The 20,970-nt window shown below is 46.5% G+C and carries 20 protein-coding genes; 11 read left to right on the plus strand and 9 right to left on the minus strand.

Annotation, left to right across the window (positions count from 1 at the left end; all coding sequences use genetic code 11):
- Positions 1-110: 110 nt before the first annotated feature.
- Genes BMZ56_RS17945 through BMZ56_RS17955 form a run of 3 tightly spaced genes read left to right on the plus strand, consistent with a single transcriptional unit; the run spans position 111 to position 3,468 of the window.
- Complete coding sequence (locus BMZ56_RS17945) at positions 111-320, plus strand: DUF2683 family protein (RefSeq protein WP_090629009.1); 210 nt, start codon at positions 111-113, stop codon at positions 318-320.
- The gene (locus BMZ56_RS17950; RefSeq protein WP_090629011.1) at positions 311-568 is read left to right on the plus strand and encodes a Txe/YoeB family addiction module toxin; all 258 of its coding nucleotides are present in this window, start codon (positions 311-313) and stop codon (positions 566-568) included. Before BMZ56_RS17945 ends, BMZ56_RS17950 begins: the two co-directional genes overlap by 10 nt.
- Before the next feature lie 59 nt (positions 569-627).
- Positions 628-3,468, plus strand: coding sequence for a M16 family metallopeptidase (locus BMZ56_RS17955; RefSeq protein WP_090629012.1), 2,841 nt, complete (start codon positions 628-630; stop codon positions 3,466-3,468).
- Positions 3,469-3,540: 72 nt separating this feature from the next.
- Here the strand turns inward: BMZ56_RS17955 and BMZ56_RS17960 are convergent, their stop codons facing one another.
- Complete coding sequence (locus tag BMZ56_RS17960; RefSeq protein ID WP_090629014.1) at positions 3,541-4,401, minus strand: sigma-70 family RNA polymerase sigma factor; 861 nt, start codon at positions 4,399-4,401, stop codon at positions 3,541-3,543.
- Between the two features lie 258 nt (positions 4,402-4,659).
- Complete coding sequence (gene fmt / locus BMZ56_RS17965; protein WP_090629015.1) at positions 4,660-5,598, minus strand: methionyl-tRNA formyltransferase; 939 nt, start codon at positions 5,596-5,598, stop codon at positions 4,660-4,662.
- 71 nt (positions 5,599-5,669) lie between these two features.
- Between fmt and BMZ56_RS17970 the strand changes: the two genes are divergently transcribed.
- From BMZ56_RS17970 to lysA, 7 genes are all read left to right on the plus strand, one after another.
- On the plus strand, positions 5,670-6,890 hold the full coding sequence (locus tag BMZ56_RS17970) for an ABC transporter permease (protein WP_090629017.1): 1,221 nt from the start codon (positions 5,670-5,672) through the stop codon (positions 6,888-6,890).
- A gap of 76 nt (positions 6,891-6,966) precedes the next feature.
- Positions 6,967-9,102, plus strand: coding sequence for a cation:proton antiporter (locus BMZ56_RS17975; protein ID WP_090629018.1), 2,136 nt, complete (start codon positions 6,967-6,969; stop codon positions 9,100-9,102).
- Between the two features lie 77 nt (positions 9,103-9,179).
- A complete protein-coding gene (locus BMZ56_RS17980; protein ID WP_090629020.1) occupies positions 9,180-10,550 on the plus strand; it encodes a sigma-54-dependent transcriptional regulator in 1,371 nt (456 codons plus the stop codon).
- A 147-nt stretch (positions 10,551-10,697) separates the two neighbouring features.
- The gene (gene serC / locus BMZ56_RS17985; RefSeq protein WP_090629021.1) at positions 10,698-11,765 is read left to right on the plus strand and encodes a 3-phosphoserine/phosphohydroxythreonine transaminase; all 1,068 of its coding nucleotides are present in this window, start codon (positions 10,698-10,700) and stop codon (positions 11,763-11,765) included.
- Between the two features lie 75 nt (positions 11,766-11,840).
- Positions 11,841-12,788 (plus strand): D-2-hydroxyacid dehydrogenase, encoded by a 948-nt coding sequence (locus tag BMZ56_RS17990; RefSeq protein ID WP_090629024.1) that lies wholly within the window; start codon positions 11,841-11,843, stop codon positions 12,786-12,788.
- Between the two features lie 18 nt (positions 12,789-12,806).
- Positions 12,807-14,120 (plus strand): aspartate kinase, encoded by a 1,314-nt coding sequence (locus tag BMZ56_RS17995; RefSeq protein WP_090629025.1) that lies wholly within the window; start codon positions 12,807-12,809, stop codon positions 14,118-14,120.
- 26 nt (positions 14,121-14,146) lie between these two features.
- Positions 14,147-15,337 carry a diaminopimelate decarboxylase gene (lysA, locus tag BMZ56_RS18000; protein WP_090629027.1) on the plus strand — a complete coding sequence of 397 codons (1,191 nt, stop codon included), beginning with the start codon at positions 14,147-14,149 and terminating at the stop codon, positions 15,335-15,337.
- Here lysA and BMZ56_RS18005 read toward each other — a convergent pair.
- From BMZ56_RS18005 to rnhA, 5 genes are all read right to left on the minus strand, one after another.
- Positions 15,334-15,960: a response regulator transcription factor gene (locus BMZ56_RS18005; protein WP_090629028.1), complete on the minus strand. Its 627-nt coding sequence runs from the start codon at positions 15,958-15,960 to the stop codon at positions 15,334-15,336. The two genes, lysA and BMZ56_RS18005, sit on opposite strands and share 4 nt — an antisense overlap.
- A gap of 22 nt (positions 15,961-15,982) precedes the next feature.
- Positions 15,983-16,741: a sensor histidine kinase gene (locus BMZ56_RS18010; RefSeq protein ID WP_090629030.1), complete on the minus strand. Its 759-nt coding sequence runs from the start codon at positions 16,739-16,741 to the stop codon at positions 15,983-15,985.
- A gap of 9 nt (positions 16,742-16,750) precedes the next feature.
- Positions 16,751-17,404 (minus strand): hypothetical protein, encoded by a 654-nt coding sequence (locus tag BMZ56_RS18015; protein WP_090629032.1) that lies wholly within the window; start codon positions 17,402-17,404, stop codon positions 16,751-16,753.
- A 24-nt stretch (positions 17,405-17,428) separates the two neighbouring features.
- Positions 17,429-17,938, minus strand: coding sequence for a hypothetical protein (locus tag BMZ56_RS18020; protein ID WP_090629033.1), 510 nt, complete (start codon positions 17,936-17,938; stop codon positions 17,429-17,431).
- A 99-nt stretch (positions 17,939-18,037) separates the two neighbouring features.
- Positions 18,038-18,496, minus strand: coding sequence for a ribonuclease HI (gene rnhA / locus BMZ56_RS18025; RefSeq protein ID WP_090629035.1), 459 nt, complete (start codon positions 18,494-18,496; stop codon positions 18,038-18,040).
- Between the two features lie 70 nt (positions 18,497-18,566).
- Here rnhA and BMZ56_RS18030 point away from each other — a divergent pair, with 70 nt between their 5' ends.
- On the plus strand, positions 18,567-19,250 hold the full coding sequence (locus BMZ56_RS18030; protein ID WP_090629036.1) for an SIR2 family NAD-dependent protein deacylase: 684 nt from the start codon (positions 18,567-18,569) through the stop codon (positions 19,248-19,250).
- 4 nt (positions 19,251-19,254) lie between these two features.
- On the opposite strand, the gene BMZ56_RS18035 is transcribed toward BMZ56_RS18030, so the two are convergent.
- Both BMZ56_RS18035 and gdhA read right to left on the minus strand, forming a co-directional pair.
- A complete protein-coding gene (locus tag BMZ56_RS18035; protein ID WP_090629038.1) occupies positions 19,255-19,503 on the minus strand; it encodes a hypothetical protein in 249 nt (82 codons plus the stop codon).
- A gap of 15 nt (positions 19,504-19,518) precedes the next feature.
- On the minus strand, positions 19,519-20,853 hold the full coding sequence (gene gdhA / locus BMZ56_RS18040; protein ID WP_090629040.1) for an NADP-specific glutamate dehydrogenase: 1,335 nt from the start codon (positions 20,851-20,853) through the stop codon (positions 19,519-19,521).
- Between the last annotated feature and the right edge of the window lie 117 nt (positions 20,854-20,970).

Genomic DNA, 20,970 nt, shown 5'->3' on the forward strand with positions numbered 1-20,970 from the left:
AGTCAATTCCTACTTGCGTCAAATACAAATGGCTATAAATCGCCGAAAGCCGACAAATTGGTCGGTCTGTGTTAATTGCAAAATAAATAGGAAGTTGTATATTTGCTACAATGGAAACTTTGATTGTAGAGGCTCACAATAAAAAGCAGTTGGCTGCTATTAAGGCTGTATTGAAGGCTTTGGATGTTACATTTTGGAAAGCCGACGAATCTCCTTATAACGCGGATTTTGTAGCAAAAATAAAAAGGGGAGATGAAGCCTTACAAAGAGGTGAAGGTAAAAAAATCACACTCCAGGAGCTTGATGCGTTGTGGAAGTAATTTTTTTACCTGAAGCTATCGATGATCTGACTTACTGGCAAAGGACAGGGAATAAACCTGTTCTCAAAAAAATCTCACAATTGACCAAAGCGATCATCGAGTCACCCTATACGGGTATCGGTAAACCGGAGCCTCTGAAATATGACCTGAGCGGGAAATGGTCGCGGAGAATCAATCACGTTGACCGTTATGTCTACAAAATCGAAGCCGAACAACTTATCGTGTACTCACTAAAAGGGCATTACTAACTATATCTCACACCCTAGATAACCTCAGTAAAAAGCCTTTTTGAACTAAATTTAATCGTATGCATACTAAAAACGGATTGATCAGCGCAGTGGTGTTTCCACTCCTGTTCCTGTTGCTTTCCATCCAGGCTTCAATGGGCCAACATGCTGAACAAGCGGGTGATCTTCCGCTTACGGACACGCTTCCGATGGACGACGGAGTAACCCAGGGCCGACTCGAAAATGGACTTGCCTACTACATCCGTCACAATGCGGAACCCAAAGACCGGGTGGTGATGTACCTGGCAACGAAGGTCGGATCCATACTCGAAACGGACGACGAACTGGGTCTGGCTCATTTCCTCGAACACATGCAATTCAATGGAACGAAAAACTTCCCCAAGCATGAACTCGTGGATTACCTGCAAAAGGCCGGCGTACGTTTCGGATCGGATCTGAACGCTTATACCAGTTTTGATGAAACGGTGTATCAATTGCCGATCCCGTCTGATGACCCCGAGTTGCTCAAAAACGGGTTGCAGGTACTGCGCGATTGGGCACAGGATGCGCTGCTGAGCGACGACGAGATTGACAAAGAGCGCGGCGTGGTACTCAACGAAATGCTGGGAGGCCGTGGCGCTGAACAGCGCATGCGCGATCAGTACTTGCCAATGATCCTCAACCAATCGCGCTATGCAAAGCGGCTGCCCATCGGCACCAAGGAAAGCATTGAAGGATTTGGTTATGAAACGCTCCGCAATTTCCATCACAAATGGTATCGGCCCGATTTACAGGCGCTCATCATCGTAGGCGACATTGATGTATCCGAAATGGAAGCTCAGATCAAAACCCTATTTTCCGACCTGAAAAATCCGGAGCAAGAGGCAGCGCGCAACGAATACGAGATTCCGCTTACGGGCAAAAACCAGTTTCTGGCAGTGACAGACCCCGAAATGCCCCAAACCGTGGTGCAGGTGGTTGTCAAGCACCCGGAAGCGAAAGTTAAAACGGTGGCAGACTACCGAACGCAACTAGCCAAGTCGTTATTCAATCAGATGGCGGGGGCGCGCTTTGCGGAACTCACACGTCAATCAGATCCTCCCTTCATCCAAGGGGGAGGGAGCATCGGTGGCTTTTTACGAGGATTGGATGCTTTCACGATGTACGTGGTCGCCAAACCCGGTGAAATCCAACGCGGATTCGAGTCGGTCGTAACAGAATTTGAACGTATTCGCCGTCATGGCTTCACGGAGACCGAGCTGGAACGTGCTAAAAACAACTTTCTGACCGGTTTGGAATCGGCCTACGCAGAACGTGACAAACGTAAATCGGAAAGCTATGTGGATAGCTACCTGAACCATTTCCTGGAAGGAGAAAGTGCATTGAGCAACGAAAATCGATATCGCCTGGGCAAACAGCTCATGGCAACCATCTCCGTGCAAGACGTCAATGCGTTGGGCAAACAGTATTACGTAGATAGCAATCGGGACATCCTGATTTTGGCACCCGATAAAGACAAAGGCAACCTACCGGATGAAACGGCGGTTAATAGCTGGCTAGCAGCAATCAAGGGCACTGATATTGCACCCTATGACGACAATATGCAGGATGTACCGCTTCTGGAAACACCCCCACAGGCCGGCACGGTTGAAAAGCGAGTTGAAAAGCCCGAATTGGGAGTGACCGAATTGAAACTAAGCAACGGGGTAAGAGTCGTGTTGAAGCCCACGGATTTCAAAAACGATGAAATCGATATCACCGCCTTCAGTCCCGGCGGCACTTCGCTTTACAGCGATACGGATTTTCTCTCTGCCGCCTATGCCGCGACCGTGGTGAATGGCAGTGGCCTTGGTCCGTACAATGCAACACAACTTACCAAATACCTAAGTGGCAAGAACGTTTCCGTGCAGCCCTACATCAGCGAGCGTACGGAAGGCTTCCGTGCCTCCAGCGGTAAGAAAGACCTGCAAACGGCTTTCGAGCTCATTTATGCATACGTTGCGGTTCCGCGATTGGATCCGGATGTTTTTCACGGGTATATGAAGCGGATAAAGGCATCGTTGGCCAATCGATCGGATGATCCCGATGCGGTGTTTGCCGATACCATCAACGCCGTTTTGTATAACAATAACATCCGGCGTACGAGCATGACCGTCGAACAAGTGGATCAGATTGACCCACAACGTGCGTACGACATCTTCAAAGATCGCTTTGCGGATGCCTCTGATTTTACATTTACCGTGGTGGGCAGCTTCACAGAAGCTGAAATTATGCCAATCATATTACAGTACCTGGGAGGCTTGCCGAATACAGGGCGGAAAGAAGAAGCGCCCGACCTAGGGATTTATCCGCCGGAGAAGGGGCTGGAGCGCACCGTATTCCGTGGCAAAGAGCAGAAATCCAGCGTGCGGATGTATTATTTCGGCGATTACGATTATTCGGAAGACGAAAACATGCAGCTGGATGCGTTGGAAAGCATCTTGAATATTAAATTGATTGAGCGGCTCCGGGAAGCTGAGAGTGGCGTTTACGGTGTATCGGCACGTGCGTCGTATGCGAAGTATCCCCGCTATCGCTATTCATTCAGTGTAGCGTATGGTACCAGCCCAGAAAAGGTAGAACCGTTGATGGCATCTGCAATCGATGAAATCAACAAAATAAAACAAAACGGACCTGAACAGGTCGATATCGATAAGTTCGTGAGCGAACAGAAGCGTGTATTGGAAGTACAGCTGAGGGAAAATGGTTTCTGGCTGGGCCACTTATCGGGTTCGTACCAGAATAATGAAGATCCGGCGTATATCCTCAATTACGTGGATGAGTTGCGTAACGTAACCGCGGAAAGCGTAAAAGCCGTGGCGAATAAGTACCTCGTTGAGGACCGCTTATTCAAATTCGTATTAATGCCAGCGGCTGAATAACGAAATAGCCATCACCACCAAAAAAAAACGCCCTTGTAAAACAGGGCGTTTTTTTTTGACAATAATAAATAATTAACCTAAATAGGATTTCAATATCCGGCTGCGTGAAGTGTGACGAAGCCGCTGTAACGCCTTGTCCTTAATTTGGCGGACGCGTTCGCGGGTAAGATTGAATTTCTCACCGATTTCTTCCAATGACAACTGATGGTTAGATCCCAGGCCGAAAAATAACACGATGATTTCTCGTTCACGCTCGGTAAGGGTAGCTAATGACCGTTTTATTTCCTCAGAAAGCGATTCGTCAATCAGGGTGCTATCCGTATCGGGGTCACTGTTTTCCAATACATCCAGTAATGTATTTTCTTCACCCTGTACAAACGGGGCATCCATGGATACATGGCGACCTGAATTGCTTAACGTATCGGATACCTTGTCTACGGTGGTTTCCAATATATCCGCTAATTCTTCTGGTGACGGTTCCCGTTCATATTCCTGCTCCAGTTTGGAGAAGGCTTTACTGATCTTGCTGAGTGAACCTACCTGATTCAGCGGAAGGCGTACGATACGCGATTGCTCGGCAATAGCCTGAAGAATGGATTGACGGATCCACCAAACCGCATAGGAGATAAATTTAAACCCCTTTGTTTCGTCAAACCGTTTAGCAGCCTTGATTAACCCCAGGTTTCCCTCATTGATTAAATCTCCTAAGGTAAGTCCTTGGTTTTGATATTGTTTTGCTACAGAAACTACAAAACGTAAATTCGTCTTGGTCAACCGCTCCAATGCAGCTTGATCGCCCTCGCGGATTTTTTGGGCAAGGACAACCTCTTCCTCTGCTGTAATTAAGTCTACTTTACCAATCTCGTGCAAGTACTTGTCTAACGACTGTGACTCCCGATTGGTAATGGATTGTGTAATTTTGAGCTGTCTCATTTAATATATTAGTACCTTCCTTTCTAAAAAGTTTGCAAAAATACGACTTTTCTCCATCATATTAACTGATTTTTTCGGAAAAAGTTGTCTGATTTAGAGGAAATTATCGGATTTTTTTTTAATAAATTATTTATCAAAAAGTGTTCCAAATAATTTATGTCAGTATGGCAGGAATCCCCAACGCATAAACAATAAGTATCTGTATTAGAGTTATTTACCAGAAAACTAACGGAAAATGGAAGGCAATTACCCGACCCATTATGTGAAAATTGTGACAGAACGGGGGCGATATCCCCTCAAAAATGCCCGGATGTCCATTCTTTTTTTTCCGGCTAGTTGTACGTCGCGAACATCAATATAGCCATCCGGACAGGCAAATTTCAAAAAAGTCATTCCATCGGTATAATACGTACCTATCGGATGACTGACCGATGTCCTTTCTTTGACTGACCTAAAGATTTTCAAGGGATGCCCATCCAGTTCGGTATATGCCGTGGGATACGGACTTAATCCGCGAATAAGATTGTGTACTTCATCAACGGGACGATGCCAATCAATTTTACCATCTTCTTTGAATATTTTCGGAGCGTGTTTCAGTACAGCATCCCCCGCCAGGCGTTCCTGCGGAATGGGGGTGATTTTTCCGGCCGCAAGGGCTTTCACGGTTTTTACCAGCAGTCCTGCACCGACAGTCATTAACTGATCATGCAGATCGCCAGCCGTATCGTCGGGACCGATGGTTACTTTTTGGGAGAACAGGATGTTGCCGGTGTCAATTTCATGCTGTAAAAGAAACGTAGACACCCCGCTTTCGGTTTCGCCGTTGATTACCGCATGGTTGATGGGAGCCGCACCGCGATAGTGGGGCAGGAGGGAGGCATGAAGGTTAACGGTACCCAGCGGGGGCATGCTCCATACAACTTCTGGCAACATTCGGAAGGCTACGACCACCTGCAGATCGGCTTCAAACGATTTCAGGTCATTCAGAAATTGGGGATCACGTAGTTTCTCAGGCTGAAGAATGGGGATCCCGCGAGCGGCAGCGTATACTTTCACCGCCGATTGCTGAAGTTTCTGTCCGCGGCCCGCTGGCTTGTCTGGTGCCGTGATTACGGCTACCACTTCTTCTCCGGCGTTCAGCAGCGCATCCAGCGAGGCTACGGCAAACTCCGGCGTTCCCATGAAAATAATGCGCATCTTGAATTTCTGATTTCGTATTTCTAATCCCGTGTCTTACCTTTGCAAAGGTACAAAATATATCGAAAGGCTTGAATTTTCCCTATTTTTTGGCAAAGCGGGCTGCCGTCAGCGGCAAGCGGACGTTTTCGGGACTCATTGTCCGCGTGGCCATTGGAGCCATCACACTCGGCGTGGCCGCGATGCTATTGTCCATTGCCGTACTCAAAGGGTTCAAAGGCGAAATAACAGCTAAACAGCGGGGATTTTTCGGCGACATTGTGCTCAACAACTACGACCTCAATGTATCTTATGAACCGACACCGTTTGTCCTCACCCCATCCGAGGTGCAGAAACTGAAAGAACTCCCCGATGTTTCGTCAATCCGCTATTTTGCCACAAAACCGGGAATTATCAATGTGAACAGTGAAGTAGAGGGTGTCCTGCTCAAAGGCATAGATGCCTCGTATGATCCACATTTCCTGAACGAGCTATTGGTGGAGGGCCAAACCATCGATTTTTCCGACAGTACCCAAGCAGCCAGGCAGATTCTGATTTCGCAATATACAGCCAATCGGCTGCAATTAAGGGTTGGCGACGATTTTATCATGTATTTTGTCCAGGAACCGGTAAGGCTGCGTAAATTTCAGATTGCGGGTATTTACCACACCGGCGTGGAAGAATTGGATAAAACGTACGTAATTGGCGCTATCTCCCTCATCCGGCGATTAAATGACTGGGATAAAGACCAGGTGGGTGGATACGAAGTGGCCATCGGCAACTTTAATAAATTGACCGAGATGACCACCGAAATACAAGATATACTGCCTGTCGAGGTAGACGCGGTAAACGTACGCGACCAATTGCCGGAGATTTTTCAATGGCTGGACCTGCTGGATGTCAATACCGTGATTATCTTGATTCTCATGATGGTCGTAGCCACCGTAAATATGATATCGGCTTTACTCATCATGATCCTGGAACGTACCTCGATGATCGGCCTGTTGAAAGCGTTGGGTTATACGGATGGTGGCATTCGAAAAGTATTTTTATACCAGGCTGCTTATTTAATCGGATTGGGTTTGTTGTTTGGCAACCTGCTGGGTGGAGGATTGTATTGGTTTCAGGAGCAAACGCGGTATTTCAAACTGGACGAAGCCTCTTATTACATTTCCTATATTCCCGTCAGCATCGGGTTAATGGAGGTGGTTTTACTCAACATCGGTGTTGCCGTGGTTTCATTAGCCGTCTTGCTGATCCCATCGTACCTGATCGGCAAAATCAGTCCGATTAAAGCAATCCGGTTTCAATGATAATTTCCGACGGGTTTTGACGGTATTTAAGAGAATCTTTGTTACATTGCGGCGACGAAGGAAACTTGTTTAATTTATGATCAAAAACTTTTTCGACCATATTAGTCACGCATTTGATATCCCCTTGAGCAATCCCGTGCTCGTTTTTGCTTTGATCCTGTTCATCATCCTTTTGTCACCCATTTTGTTGCGCCGGATAAAAATTCCAGGTATTATTGGATTGATCCTTTCGGGGATTGTAATCGGTCCAAACGGATTGAATTTATTGGAGAAGAACTCGGCAGTAGACCTGTTTTCAACCATCGGCTTATTGTACATTATGTTTGTTGCCGGTCTGGAATTGGATATGACGGAGTTTCGGAAAACACGGCACAAAAGCATCATGTTCGGTTTTCTTACGTTTTCTGTACCCATTTTAATCGGTTTTCCTGTTTGCTATTACCTGTTGGGATACGATATGGTACCCAGTATCTTGATAGGCAGCATGTTGGCAACCCATACGTTGGTGGCGTATCCCATTGTTAACAGCTATGGGATTTCGAAAAACGAAGCAGTTGCGATTGCGATCGGCGGAACGATTTTGACCGACACAGCCGTATTGGTTGTTCTTGCTGTCATCGTTGCCGCGTTTTATGACAATTTAAATACGCAATTCTGGTGGAGTTTCGGCATTTCATTCACCGTCTTTCTGTTGATCATGTTTGGGGTGATCCCACGGATTGCCAAATGGTTTTTCCAAAAAGTGGAAGGAGAAAAAACATCGCACTATATCTTCGTATTGTGTGTGGTTTTCTTTGCAGCATTCCTTTCTGAGATATCAGGCTTGGAGCCTATTATCGGAGCTTTTATGGCTGGGTTAGCACTGAATAGGTTGATTCCTCATTCCTCTGCGCTTATGAACCGGATTGAGTTTATTGGCAATTCAATTTTCATTCCCTTTTTCTTAATCAGTGTGGGGATGATCGTTGATGTCCGGATTTTGATCGAAAAGCCGGAAGCCTTACTGATTGCTGGTACCTTAATCGGCATTTCCATGACCGGCAAATGGAGTGCCGCGTTATTAACACAAGTACTATTCAAGTATTCCAACGTCCAGCGACAGGTAATCTATGGCCTCAGTGGCGCCCATGCTGCTGCTACGTTGGCGGTCATCATGGTGGGGCACGAATACGGAATTGTGGGAGAGAATGCGTTGAACGGAACCATTATTCTCATATTGGCCAGTTGTATCGTTGCCTCACTGGTTACCGAATCTGCGTCCAAAAAAATAGTGGTTGCTGGCGAACAGGATGTCGTCGTATCAAAGCGTAACATTGCCAAAGAAGAACAATTGATTCTGCCAATTGCCAACTTGAATAACATGGAAGCATTGCTGGATTTTGCGACGTTGATCAAAAGTAAGCAATCGCCACACCCGTTGACGGTGCTGACGGTCGTGCCGAACGATGAACTAGCGGAACAAAATTTGCAAAAGGCCCGCAAAAACCTGGACTCGACGGTTAAATATGCTGCTGGGACGGAGACCGAGGTGACCATCATGACTACCATCGATTATAACATACCCAATGGTATCAGTCGAGCGGCAACAGAAACATCTGCAGACGCGATTTTGTTAGGATGGCCCAGTAAGCCTGGTATTATCGAGAAATTGGTAGGTGAAAAAACAGAGAGCATCCTTAACCAAACGGACACCAATTTATTTATGTGTCAGGTAAATCGGCCTTTAGTTTCCCATAAGCGCCTAACCTTATTTTGTCCACCTCTTGCGGAAACCGAATTAGGCTTTGTTTTCTGTATGGATAAAATCCAGCGGCTATCGCAAGAACTCAGCATCCCCATTCACACCATCTGTACAGAACGTACAAAAGCGGCTATAAACGAATATTTAGCCAAGTTTAAGAGTAGTGTTCAAATCGTGTTCTCCATTCATGACGACTGGGATGAACTTCGGGATTTACGTAAATTCGTAAACGACAGCGATCTCATCGTGTTTATTTCTGCCAGGCAGGGCGAACTTTCCTATCGATATTCGTTTGATCGGATTCCTAAAAAATTGGACAAAGTTTATCACTTACATAATCGCATTCTTGTATTTCCACGAAGAAGGGGAGGGCGTTCATTGGATGAATTTGAAGAGGTACCCACGACTCCGCTTTTTCAGCGGATCGGGCGGGGGATAGGGAGTATATTCACTAAAGAACGAGACAGTTAACGTAATTAGCAAAATAAAATACGGCTTTGGCCGTTCGATATACTAAAACAGGCAGTCAACTTTTTAATCTTTGATACATGGCCAATATTCTGTTGGTAGAAGACGATACAACGTTTGCAACGATACTCGAAAACTTTCTAAAGAAAAAAGGCTTCGATGTCGTGGTAAAGTACAGTGTAAAAAGCGGCATCGAGGCGCTCAAGCGCGACACATTCCATTTGATTCTGTTGGACTACCGACTCGGTGACGGCATCGGGCTCGATATTGTTGATGCCCTCCGCGTGGAAGGCAAAGCGATTCCGTCCATCATCATGACCAGCTTCAATGACGTTCGTACGGCAGTAAAAGCCATCCGCCAAGGGGTTTTTGATTACATTACCAAGCCGGTCAATCCGGATGAATTACTCATGGTTGTGAACGAAGCGCTGGAGGGCAAGTCGACAGAACGGGAACGGCCCGCTTTGCATAATCAACCCAATGAAATGCTAACCACGATGGAAACAGACTTCGTGGAGGGCACGAGTACCGCGGCTCGTAAACTTCATGATTACATTGCGTTGGTTGCGCCTACAGACATGTCTGTATTGATCCGTGGAGAGAGCGGCACCGGCAAAGAATACGTAGCGCGCTCGATCCATCAGATGAGCAAGCGTGCTGATAAGCCATTTGTCTCAATTGACTGCGGTACACTTTCGAAGGAACTGGCTTCCAGTGAACTATTCGGACACGTAAAAGGCTCGTTTACCGGCGCCCTAAACGATAAAACAGGCCAGTTTGTGGAAGCGTCTGGCGGCACGCTTTTCCTGGATGAAATTGGCAACCTTTCCTACGATGTACAAGTGAAACTGTTGCGGGCATTGCAGGAGAAAGTGATACAGCCCGTAGGTGCGAATAAGACTGTCAATGTGGATGTGAGGGTCATCGCGGCGACCAATGAGGACTTGCTTGGATCGGGTAAATTCCGGGAAGATCTCTACCACCGCATCAATGAATTTGAAATTATTGTACCCGCACTTCGCGACAGACGAGGCGATTTCCAGCAATTCGTTGACTTCTTTATAAGTAAAGCAAATGTGGAACTCGGTAGGCAAGTGAATGAATTGGCCGATGAAGTGAGGGAGATTTTCGGTGCCTACGACTGGCCGGGTAACCTCAGGGAATTGAAGAATGTCGTCAAACGGATGGTATTACTTTCGCCCGGCACCCGGGCAGAGGTTTCCGCCCTTCCTGAAGAAATGGTGTTCGCCATCAAAAACCCGGATAGTGCTGCAAATCCCACGCCGTCTTCCGATAACCCCGACCTGCGCTTGCACAGCGAGGCCCACGAACGCAAATTGATCATGGACGTATTGCAGAAAGCTAAGTATAATAAAAGCAAGGCAGCCCAAATGCTCAACATAGACCGAAAGACGTTGTACAACAAAATGGAAAAATACGGCATCGAATAGTCGACACTCATTGAATTATTCGCAACAAACAATAATAATTATTGAATGAATTTCAATAAATAATTATTATTTTTGCGGCTAATTAAACAGCATACACCTTTTAGCAATATGAACACGAGCGATCGTGAAGTTAACAAATAAGCGTATATGAAACACAATTTTGGAGCGGGACCGTGCATACTACCCCAGGAAGTTTTCCAGGAAGCTTCTCAAGCGGTACTGAATTTCAATGACACGGGGTTGTCTATCCTGGAAATTTCACACCGTAGTAAAGAATTTGAAGCCGTAATGGCTGAGACAGAACGTCTCGTACGCGAATTACTTTCCGTACCGACGGGATATTCCATTCTGTTTTTGCAGGGAGGCGCAAGCACGCAGTTTGCCATGGTACCGTTGAATCTCCTTCCCGAAGGCGGAAAAGCGGCTTACCTGGATACGGGAACGTGGGCTAGTAAGGCCATTAAAGAGGCGAAGAAAATTGGAGACGTAACCGTGGTGGCTTCTTCCGCAGACACCAATTACACATACATACCGAAGAATTACGACGTTCCGACAGATGCGGCGTATTTTCATTATACTTCCAATAATACGATTTTCGGTACGGAAGTCTTCGAAACGCCCCAAAGCAGCATCCCGTTGGTGTCTGACATGTCGTCGGATATCTTAAGCCGAAAAATCAATGTAGCCGACTACGGACTCATCTATGCAGGTGCGCAAAAAAACATGGGACCAGCTGGTGCAACACTGGTAATCGTAAAAGACGAATTATTGGGGAAAACAGGACGCACATTGTCCACCATCTTCGATTACCAGCCCCATATTGCGGCCGGTTCGATGTATAACACCCCTCCGGTATTCTCGGTTTATGTATCCATGCTCAACCTTCGTTGGCTGAAAAATAAAGGCGGCGTAGAAGTGATTGAACAGGAAAATATCATCAAAGCTCGTACACTTTACGACGAAATCGATAGAAACCCGCTGTTTAAAGGTACCGCTGTTAAAGAAGACCGTTCACGGATGAACGTAACGTTCGTTACCGAAGATAAAGCCCATGAGGCGGCTTTCCTCGACCTGGCAAAAGAACGGGGACTGATTGGTCTCAAGGGACACCGGAGCGTAGGAGGATTCCGAGCCTCCATCTATAACGCATTGAGCATCTCAGGTGTCAACGCACTGGTGGACGCGATGCAGGAATTTGAAGAGAAGAATTCGTAATATAGGATAGGAGACGCCAGGTATGAGGTATGAGATTGTCTCCTACCTAAAATCTCCTATCTAAAATCTAAAAAAATGAAAATATTAGCAAACGACGGAATAGATCCCTTGGGAAAACAATTGCTCGAAGATGCGGGCTTTTCCGTGGATACCACGCACATACCACAAGAAGAACTGGCAGAACGATTGCAAGCTTACGATGCGATTACCGTACGCAGCGCGACGAAAATACGCGCAGCACTGATTGATGCATGCCCTAATCTCAAGCTCATTGGTAGGGGGGGAGTAGGCATGGATAATATTGACGTAGACTATGCGCGCTCAAAAGGAATAGCGGTTGTCAATACCCCGGCTGCTTCTTCACTATCGGTAGCTGAATTGGTCTTTGCCCATCTATTAGGAGGGGTCCGCTTCCTTTACGATTCACAGCGCAAAATGCCCGTGGAGGGTGCTACCAATTTCGGCGGACTCAAAAAAGCGTATGCTAAGGGAGTGGAGCTACGTGGAAAAACACTGGGTGTAATCGGGTTCGGACGGATCGGTCGCGAAACGGCTAAAGTCGGGTTGGGTTTGGGAATGGACGTAATCGTCAGTGACCTATTTGAGGCGCCCAAGAGCCTACCCCTAGTGTTGTCTGGCGGCATTACCGTAGACATTCCGATTCAACAGGTTGAAATCGCAGACTTATTGGAACGTGCTGACTTTATTTCGTTGCATGTGCCTTTCATCGATAAGCCTATCATCGGAGCGGCTGAGTTTGCACAAGTCAAACCGGGAGTTGGGATTGTCAACGCATCCCGGGGGGGCGTGATCGATGAGTTGGCGCTGCTTGAAGCGCTTAATAGTGGAAAAGTGGCGTTCGCGGGTTTGGATGTGTTTGATAATGAACCCACCCCACGAACTGAGCTGCTTACCCATCCCAAGGTGTCGTTGACGCCGCACATCGGCGCAGCGACCAATGAGGCCCAAGAACGCATCGGTGAAGAATTGGCCAATTTGATTATTGAACACCTAAAGAAATAACTAGCGAGATACGGTGAGATGAAAATATTGAAATTTGGGGGAACATCTGTCGGAAATGCCGAACGAATCAAGGCACTACTTGATATCATCCACCCGCAAGAACGCCAAATCGTTGTGCTTTCGGCGGTGGCCGGTACGACCAATGCATTGGTCGAAATTTCCCAGGCCTTTACCGAAGGGGATAAAGATCGGGCTTCCTCCCTTATCGAGACCCTGCATAGCCGCTATCGCACGCTGATCGCTGAACTTTTTAGTACCGAAGAGGGGCTCCAGAATGGAAAAGAACTGATTGATTACCATTTTAACTTCATTGCTTCTTTCGCTAACGAACTTTTTACGCCGATCGAAGAGAAAATCATTCTTGCACAGGGTGAGCTGATTTCCACCACGCTTTTTCATTTTCACCTGACCGAGCTAGGCATCCGGTCGAAACTGCTGCCGGCCCTCGATTTCATGAAAATTGATGAGGATAACGAGCCGAAAGTAGATTTCATTCGCGAAAACTTAACGGAATTATTACTTCAATCAAGCGACCATAATCTCTTTATTACTCAAGGGTATATATGTCGTAATGCATTTGGTGAAATTGATAACCTCCGTCGGGGTGGAAGCGACTATACAGCTTCGCTGATCGGTGCGGCCATCAGCGCCGACGAAATTCAGATATGGACGGATATCGATGGAATGCATAACAACGATCCCCGTATCGTGAAGGGAACCACCCCCATTGCTAACCTCAGTTTTAACGAAGCAGCTGAATTGGCCTATTTCGGTGCAAAGATTCTACATCCACAAAGTGTGTTTCCAGCTCAACGTTATAACGTCCCTGTACGCTTGTTGAATACAATGGAACCCAACGCTCCGGGCACACTGATCAATAAAGAAGGTGCCGCTAAGGGTGTTGTACGTTCAATTGCAGCAAAGGACGGTATCACGGCAATTCGTATCCACTCTTCGCGGATGTTGCTTGCCTATGGTTTTTTACGGCGGGTGTTTGAGGTATTTGAACGTTATAAAACACCCATCGACATGATTACCACGTCGGAGGTGGCCATATCGCTCACCATCGACGATATCCGATATTTATCCGATATCGAAAAGGAGCTCAAAGACTTCGGTTCGGTTGAAATAGACCGCGATCAAACCATCGTATGCGTCGTGGGCGATTTCGGGTTTAATACCCATGGATATGCCGCCCGTGTGTTGGATTCCATAAAGCACATTCCCATACGGATGATTTCCTATGGCGGCAGTAACTATAACATATCCGTGCTAGTGCAGACTGAACACAAGGTGGAGGCCTTGCGATCGTTGCACAACAGACTTTTTTAACTCAATAACGGGTGACTGATTAGATTATGTTTGATCGCAAACAACTCATTGAAGCCATTTCCCATCAGGAAACGCCGGTTTATTACTACGATCTTTTGCTCCTGCAACAAACATTGGACGCAGCAAAACAGGCTGCGGACAAGCATGGATTCCATGTGCATTATGCATTGAAAGCCAATTTCAACGAGCGGATACTCAGCTTAATACGGAACGCTGGCTTCGGAGCAGATTGCGTAAGCGGTAACGAGGTAAAGAAAGCGATCGAGATCGGTTTTCGGCCCAACGATATTGTGTTTGCGGGCGTAGGCAAATCCGACAGGGAGATTCGGGAGGCGTTGAATCACGATATTTTTGCGTTTAATGTCGAGTCCATAGCCGAACTAACCGTCATTAATACCTTGGCCGCCGCACAGGGAATAAAAGCGCGCGTGGCCTTGCGGATCAATCCGAATGTAGATGCACAAACCCATCAGTACATCACCACCGGATTAGATGAAAACAAATTCGGTATCGCCCATTGGCAACTTGGGGAAGCCGTAGAGACACTCGGGCAATCGGAACACCTCGAATTAATCGGGATACATTTTCATATCGGTTCGCAAATAACCGACCTGAATGTGTTCAAAAGTTTATGCGTAAAAGTCAACGAGCTCAACAACTGGTTTGACGAACGGGGATTCCGGCTACAGGTGTTAAACGTAGGGGGGGGACTCGGTGTAGACTACCATCAACCTGATCTCCATCCGATCCCCGATTTTCAATCCTATTTTTCCGTATTTGCCGATTTCCTTGAGCGCAAACCGGGACAAGAAGTACATTTCGAATTGGGTCGGGCGTTGGTGTCGCAATGTGGCAGTTTGATCAGCCGGGTGCTGTACGTCAAAAATGGTATCAAGAAGAATTTTCTTATTCTTGATGCCGGGATGACAGAACTGATGCGACCGGCATTATACCAAGCTTACCATCAGATCGAGAAGCTCGATGGCGACGCAGGCGCGCAAGGGGATGCGGAACAACTGCGTTACGACGTCGTAGGTCCTATCTGTGAAAGCAGCGATTGTTTCGGTAAGGAAGTGTTGCTTCCGAAGTGCGAGCGCGGCGACCTGATTGCGATCCGTACAGCCGGAGCATATGGCGAGGTAATGGCTTCCCGTTACAATTTGCGGGAGGAGATACGCTACCTTTACAGTCCTACACCCGTTGGCGTTGACACCTAATTACTGCTTATCAGCGTAAGCATTTCCGCCGTATTGCGTACCCCCAATTTATGAAGGATGTTCTTCCGATGAGTCATGACGGTATGGATGGATAGAAAAAGGATATCGGCAATCTCTTGGTTGGTATGCCCATTTCGTACTAGTTGTATGATTTCCAGTTCGCGCTGGGATAGTTTGAACTTATTTACAAACTTATCTTCAAAGAGTGAATTGTCCGTAGACGACGATTTGGTCGGGTGGTCGTAGTCGTAGCGGTTTTCGCCCGCTGATATAACTTTGATGGTGTCGATAAGATGCTGTGCATCCGAATCCTTATGCAGATACCCGTTGATATCCAATTCGCGGCATTTTGCGTAAATCGTTTCGTCCGCATACATACTCAGTACAACGATTTTCACGGGTATGCAGTTATTTCGCAAGATCCGGATTGTATCCGGGCCATTTAATACCGGCATATTCAGGTCGATCAATACCAGGTCGACAACATGGTTTTTTAAATATTCGACCAACTCTTTACCATTGGTACAGATTTTGGTTACCGAGAAGTCCGGATCAGATTGCAAAATAGAAGCAATCCCTTCAGACATCAGTTTGTGATCATCGGCTATGGCAATTGTTATCATCTGATCAGTTTTCCGCAAGTTGTCAGCTTTGGGGAATCCGAAGCTTTATTTCCGTTCCAGCACCTAAAGAAGACATGATCTCTATGTCGCCACCAATGAGCTTCACGCGATCACACATATTAATCAACCCAGATCCATGTTGCACGGCAGTCGTTTCAAACCCCACACCATCGTCCCGCACAGACAACGTGCAACTTCCCGCTTTTGTCAACAGCTTCACAAATATATGCTTTGCTTCTGCATGTTTCAAGATATTGCTGATACATTCCTGAAAAATGCGACTGATCATCAATCTGGGCTGTATATTCAAAGGCTCGCAGGTCCCCTCACTTTCAAAGGATGTTTTCACGAGGCCCGACTTATGTACCTTGTTGAGTTCCTGCTCGATAAAATCATTGAGCGAATATTGTTCGACACGGTTGATGTTGAGATCCTGAGACAAGGAGCGGATGTCGAGAATTGCCTGGTCAATTAACTGAGTACTATCCGTCTGTTTCTGTAGTTCCGGCCGCGAAAGGTAAAGCTTGATTAATGATAACACTTGCCCCACATTGTCATGCAATTCCTGACCGACGTACTTAAGCGTTTCTTCACGCATTTCTACCTTCGCCTTCAGTACAGCCTGTTCATATTCAGTAATCAGCCTTTGCTGTTCGCGGATGTTCCTGATTTTCCGCTTTTGATAAACAATGACCATCACAAACATAAAGACACCGATCAAAGCAAGTATCAGGCTCCCGAACAGAACCGCAATAATCACTTCAATATTGGATGCATCCATATCGTTGTACTATGAATCACCGTCGGTCGATCTATGTAGTAGCATGCCAGCAATATACATTGAATACAAGAGGAAAGCAAATACCCGCATCATTACGCTTCCAACATATTCGTTATTGACAACGAAGTAATTCCAGAAAATGATCGTCAATGTGCTGCTCAGGTAGAAAAAAAATATGCTGGTGATGATCCAAAACGAGGCATTGCGAACCGGATTGATATTTTCTATGTAATCGTCGGTGACGATCTCGTGGAAATACAATAAGCTATACACGATCAACGAGACCGACATGGCCGTTCGCGAATACGTCATCAAGAACGAGATTTCCTGAATGAAAAGCAGGTTAATGACAAAGAAAATCAAGTTCAATGCGGTGCCAACGAAAATTAGTTTCCGCTTAGCCGGATTCCGGATGATGCCATGATACAACATGCCGAAATAAAGAATATTAACCGGCAACGCCAAATTGAATATAAAATGGTTGGACGCATGATCGGTGAACACAAAAGAATACAACGATGCAGCAAGCTGGTACGCAAACTGAAACAGCAAAAAATAGGGGAATAGCTTAAGAACAGGCAATTCCAGGTTCTTCCGGCTATAAAATCCAATCGCCGCACCAAACAAAATCAGTCCCAGCAGGATAAGGGTAGCAGCATTCATAGGGGTGATTGGATTCAGCCGCGACTATAGCATAAGCCCTTCTGAGGGTGATGGAGGAGGGCATAGGTCCAGTTCATCAGCTGGTAATCCGGCTCGTGAAGGGGCAAGCGGAAAAATAACAGATCCAACCTTGCCACCATTTCCAACGGCACTTTCCGACTTTTGGGGCATGTTCAAACAATCGGTACTGTTTTCCATGGTAGGGTTATCCGGATCTTTAGATCGCGTAGCTACCATCACCACCGTATGTGCTTTTTTATGATTTGTTTTTTTTAAGGGGAAGCCCGGATAATCATCCGCAATCGCGTAGTAAAACCGGATGCCATCGGCCTTATTAAGGGTCATCAGTTCGAGCAGTGCTTCTTTGCTCACCCAAAATGAGCGGGGTTCTTCGACTTTTTTACCCAATTCTTTACTGCGCATTTTGGCTGCCGGCGCACCGCGCTGTTCCTTATAAGCATTAACCATGTGTTGTGCCAGTTCTACAGAAATCAGGTTTAACTTACTTTTTTTTGGATGGATTGAATCTTTCATAACAGGTCTTTTTTAAAACGTTATTTTTACAATGTCACAAACATCGAGAAAAAGACGTGCGCTGGCAATACACCAAAATAGGTATTTACAGAGCGGTTTTTACGAATCTCCCGATTCAAATACGCCGTCAATCTGCCAGTGTACTGAATTAAGCGAGGCCTGCACCGCAAGCTGGTCACAACGTTCGTTTTCGGGATGACCTGCGTGGCCTTTCACCCAGACGAACCGCACCCGGTGCAGTTTATAAACTTGAAGAAAACGCATCCATAAATCCTTATTCTTCTTTCCGGCAAAACCTTTCCGTACCCAGCCATACACCCAGCCTTTTTCCACGGCATCAATAACATACTTTGAGTCAGAATAAATCACCACCTCCTGGCCGGGTTTCCGCAACGCTTCCAGTCCGGTAATTACCGCAAGCAGTTCCATACGGTTGTTGGTGGTCTTCCGGAAACCTTGGGATATTTCTTTGTAGTGAGGCCCGGACCTCAGGATAACACCGTATCCACCGGGTCCCGGATTGCCACTTGAGGCACCATCGGTATACAGTTCGATCATCGCCGGCAAAGGTAAACCATTCCGGGCAAAATCGTTCCGTAATTACTTGAGAAATTGGTTAATTTGTACGATGGAACGAATCGTGGTATTTACGGGCGCGGGTATATCAGCCGAAAGCGGACTCAGGACCTTTCGCGGGGCGGATGGACTGTGGGAAGGGTATCGGGTAGAAGAGGTAGCTACGCCGGAGGCGTGGGAACGAAACCCGGAACTTGTGCAGCATTTCTATAATGTCCGCCGGAAAGCCGTGCTGGAAGCCAGACCCAACACTGCTCACCTGGCATTGGCAAAACTTGAAGAAAAATATCCAGTAACGATCGTCACGCAAAACATCGATAATCTCCACGAAAGGGCAGGGTCAAGCCACGTACTCCACCTTCATGGATTGATTACAAAGGCACAATCAAGTGTAGACCCCACGTTGGTGTATTCCCTGGCAAGCCATGAAATCCGCATGGGCGAGCTTTGCGAATTGGGTAGTCAATTGCGCCCCCACGTCGTATGGTTTGGCGAAGCTGTCCCTACGATGGGGGAGGCAATCGGTATTTGCCGTCAGGCGGATATATTTATTGTTGTCGGCACATCGTTACAGGTATATCCTGCAGCAGGTTTACTGGACGAAGTGCCGACCCACGCTGTGAAATATTTTGTCGACCCACAGGCGACCACGCTATCCCGCCAGTCTGACATCATCTGTTTTGATGACAAAGCTACCATCGCCGTCCCCAAAATCGTAGAAAAGCTATTGGCCTAAACGGTCAATATTCATGACGTTTATAGGCGCTGATGAAAGATTGACGCATTTCATCAAAGCGTTGGGAAACAGACTTCGTAAAGTCGTCATCAATCAACTGCAACACCCCATTGGCTCCATCGGTCAGATCAACCTCTGCTATTTTATAAACCTGTTCAAGTGTCCCTTGCTCAAATTTAAGGATGAATTTTTGGTTCATCGCAAAGAGCGTGATTTTGAAGTCAGGGTGGGGGAGTTCCGCGATCGTTCTCATGGGGTGCAGCTCTATTTACACCAAGCCCTGTGCCCGCATCGCCGTGGCTACTTTCACAAACCCGCCGATGTTGGCACCTTTCATATAATTGATGCGACCGTTTTTGTCTTTACCGTAATGCAGACAGGTATCGTGTATGTCATGCATGATTTTCTTAAGCTTGCAATCCACCTCTTCCGTACTCCATTGCTGGCCGATGCGATTCTGAGACATTTCAAGGCCAGAAACGGCAACACCGCCGGCATTTGCAGCCTTACCGGGAGCATACAAGATCTTAGATTTCAATATTTCCTTTACAGCAGTTTCGGTACTGGGCATATTAGCGCCTTCAGCAATACAGATACACCCATTTTTGATTAGTTGCTTCGCATCGTCTTCGTCGAGTTCATTTTGGGTTGCACAGGGGAGTGCTATATCACATTTAAATTGCCAAGGCTTTTTGCCCGCATGATACGTTGCGCCAGCATAACGTGTCGTATATTCCTGCAGATTACGTTTAAGGGAATTTACGAAATCAAGCTTTTCTACGGTAAAACCACTTTCGTCATAAATCGTTCCGTTGCTATTAGAGACCGTGATTACCTTCGCACCCAACGAAATCGCTTTAATCGCAGCATAATAGGCAACATTGCCTGCACCTGATATCGAAACGGTTTTGCCCTTCAACGAATCTTCAGTTTCATAGAGCATGCGCTCCACAAAATAAAGCAATCCGAACCCGGTCGCTTCCGGTCGGATAAAACTGCCGCCCCAAGTAGGGCCTTTGCCCGTCAGCACACCGGTAAAATTATTTTGGATCCGTTTATATTGACCGAATAAATAGCCAATTTCACGCTCACCCACGCCAATATCGCCAGCGGGAACATCCGTCTCGGAACCAATATGTCGGTATAATTCCGTCATGAAGCTTTGGCAGAATCGCATAATCTCGTTGTCTGACTTGCCTTTGGGATCGAAATCCGCACCGCCTTTACCAGCTCCCAATGGCAACCCGGTGAGGCTATTTTTAAAAGTTTGCTCGAAAGCGAGAAACTTTAATATACTGAGATTCACGGTTGGGGAAAAGCGCAGACCACCTTTATAGGGTCCCAATGAACTGTTCATCTGCACCCGGTAGCCGCGGTTGACCTGTATGTTGTTTTGATCATCCTGCCAAACTACCCGGAAAGAAACCGTCCGTTCCGGTTCCACCATCCGTTCAAGTAACTTCAGGTCAATGAATTCCGGCGCATATTTTTCAACATACGGAACAATATCATCGGCAATTTCTCTGACAGCCTGTAGAAACTCGGGTTGATTTGGATTGCGCTTATCAACGTCTTCGATAAACGATTGAAAATAATTCGGCATGCGTTAAAAATTTAATATAAGTTTTGCGCCAAATTTATAAAATTTTTAAGATAAATAAGATTTCGTTAGCTATTTATCAAAGAAAAGTGACATTTTATATTCATTCTTAGCAGATAC

It is taken from the genome of Parapedobacter indicus, from assembly GCF_900113765.1.
Classification (GTDB): domain Bacteria; phylum Bacteroidota; class Bacteroidia; order Sphingobacteriales; family Sphingobacteriaceae; genus Parapedobacter; species Parapedobacter indicus.

Coding starts and splice junctions, on each gene's coding strand:
- BMZ56_RS17975 (WP_090629018.1), top strand. CDS start 6,967: ATGATCAAAAACTTTTTCGACCATATTAGTCACGCATTTGATATCCCC.
- BMZ56_RS18015 (WP_090629032.1), bottom strand. CDS start 17,404: ATGAATGCTGCTACCCTTATCCTGCTGGGACTGATTTTGTTTGGTGCG.
- BMZ56_RS17960 (WP_090629014.1), bottom strand. CDS start 4,401: ATGAGACAGCTCAAAATTACACAATCCATTACCAATCGGGAGTCACAG.
- BMZ56_RS18020 (WP_090629033.1), bottom strand. CDS start 17,938: ATGAAAGATTCAATCCATCCAAAAAAAAGTAAGTTAAACCTGATTTCT.
- BMZ56_RS17945 (WP_090629009.1), top strand. CDS start 111: ATGGAAACTTTGATTGTAGAGGCTCACAATAAAAAGCAGTTGGCTGCT.
- BMZ56_RS18030 (WP_090629036.1), top strand. CDS start 18,567: ATGGAACGAATCGTGGTATTTACGGGCGCGGGTATATCAGCCGAAAGC.
- BMZ56_RS17990 (WP_090629024.1), top strand. CDS start 11,841: ATGAAAATATTAGCAAACGACGGAATAGATCCCTTGGGAAAACAATTG.
- serC (WP_090629021.1), top strand. CDS start 10,698: ATGAAACACAATTTTGGAGCGGGACCGTGCATACTACCCCAGGAAGTT.
- fmt (WP_090629015.1), bottom strand. CDS start 5,598: ATGCGCATTATTTTCATGGGAACGCCGGAGTTTGCCGTAGCCTCGCTG.
- gdhA (WP_090629040.1), bottom strand. CDS start 20,853: ATGCCGAATTATTTTCAATCGTTTATCGAAGACGTTGATAAGCGCAAT.
- BMZ56_RS17995 (WP_090629025.1), top strand. CDS start 12,807: ATGAAAATATTGAAATTTGGGGGAACATCTGTCGGAAATGCCGAACGA.
- BMZ56_RS18010 (WP_090629030.1), bottom strand. CDS start 16,741: ATGGATGCATCCAATATTGAAGTGATTATTGCGGTTCTGTTCGGGAGC.
- BMZ56_RS18005 (WP_090629028.1), bottom strand. CDS start 15,960: ATGATAACAATTGCCATAGCCGATGATCACAAACTGATGTCTGAAGGG.
- lysA (WP_090629027.1), top strand. CDS start 14,147: ATGTTTGATCGCAAACAACTCATTGAAGCCATTTCCCATCAGGAAACG.
- BMZ56_RS18035 (WP_090629038.1), bottom strand. CDS start 19,503: ATGAGAACGATCGCGGAACTCCCCCACCCTGACTTCAAAATCACGCTC.
- BMZ56_RS17980 (WP_090629020.1), top strand. CDS start 9,180: ATGGCCAATATTCTGTTGGTAGAAGACGATACAACGTTTGCAACGATA.
- BMZ56_RS17955 (WP_090629012.1), top strand. CDS start 628: ATGCATACTAAAAACGGATTGATCAGCGCAGTGGTGTTTCCACTCCTG.
- rnhA (WP_090629035.1), bottom strand. CDS start 18,496: ATGATCGAACTGTATACCGATGGTGCCTCAAGTGGCAATCCGGGACCC.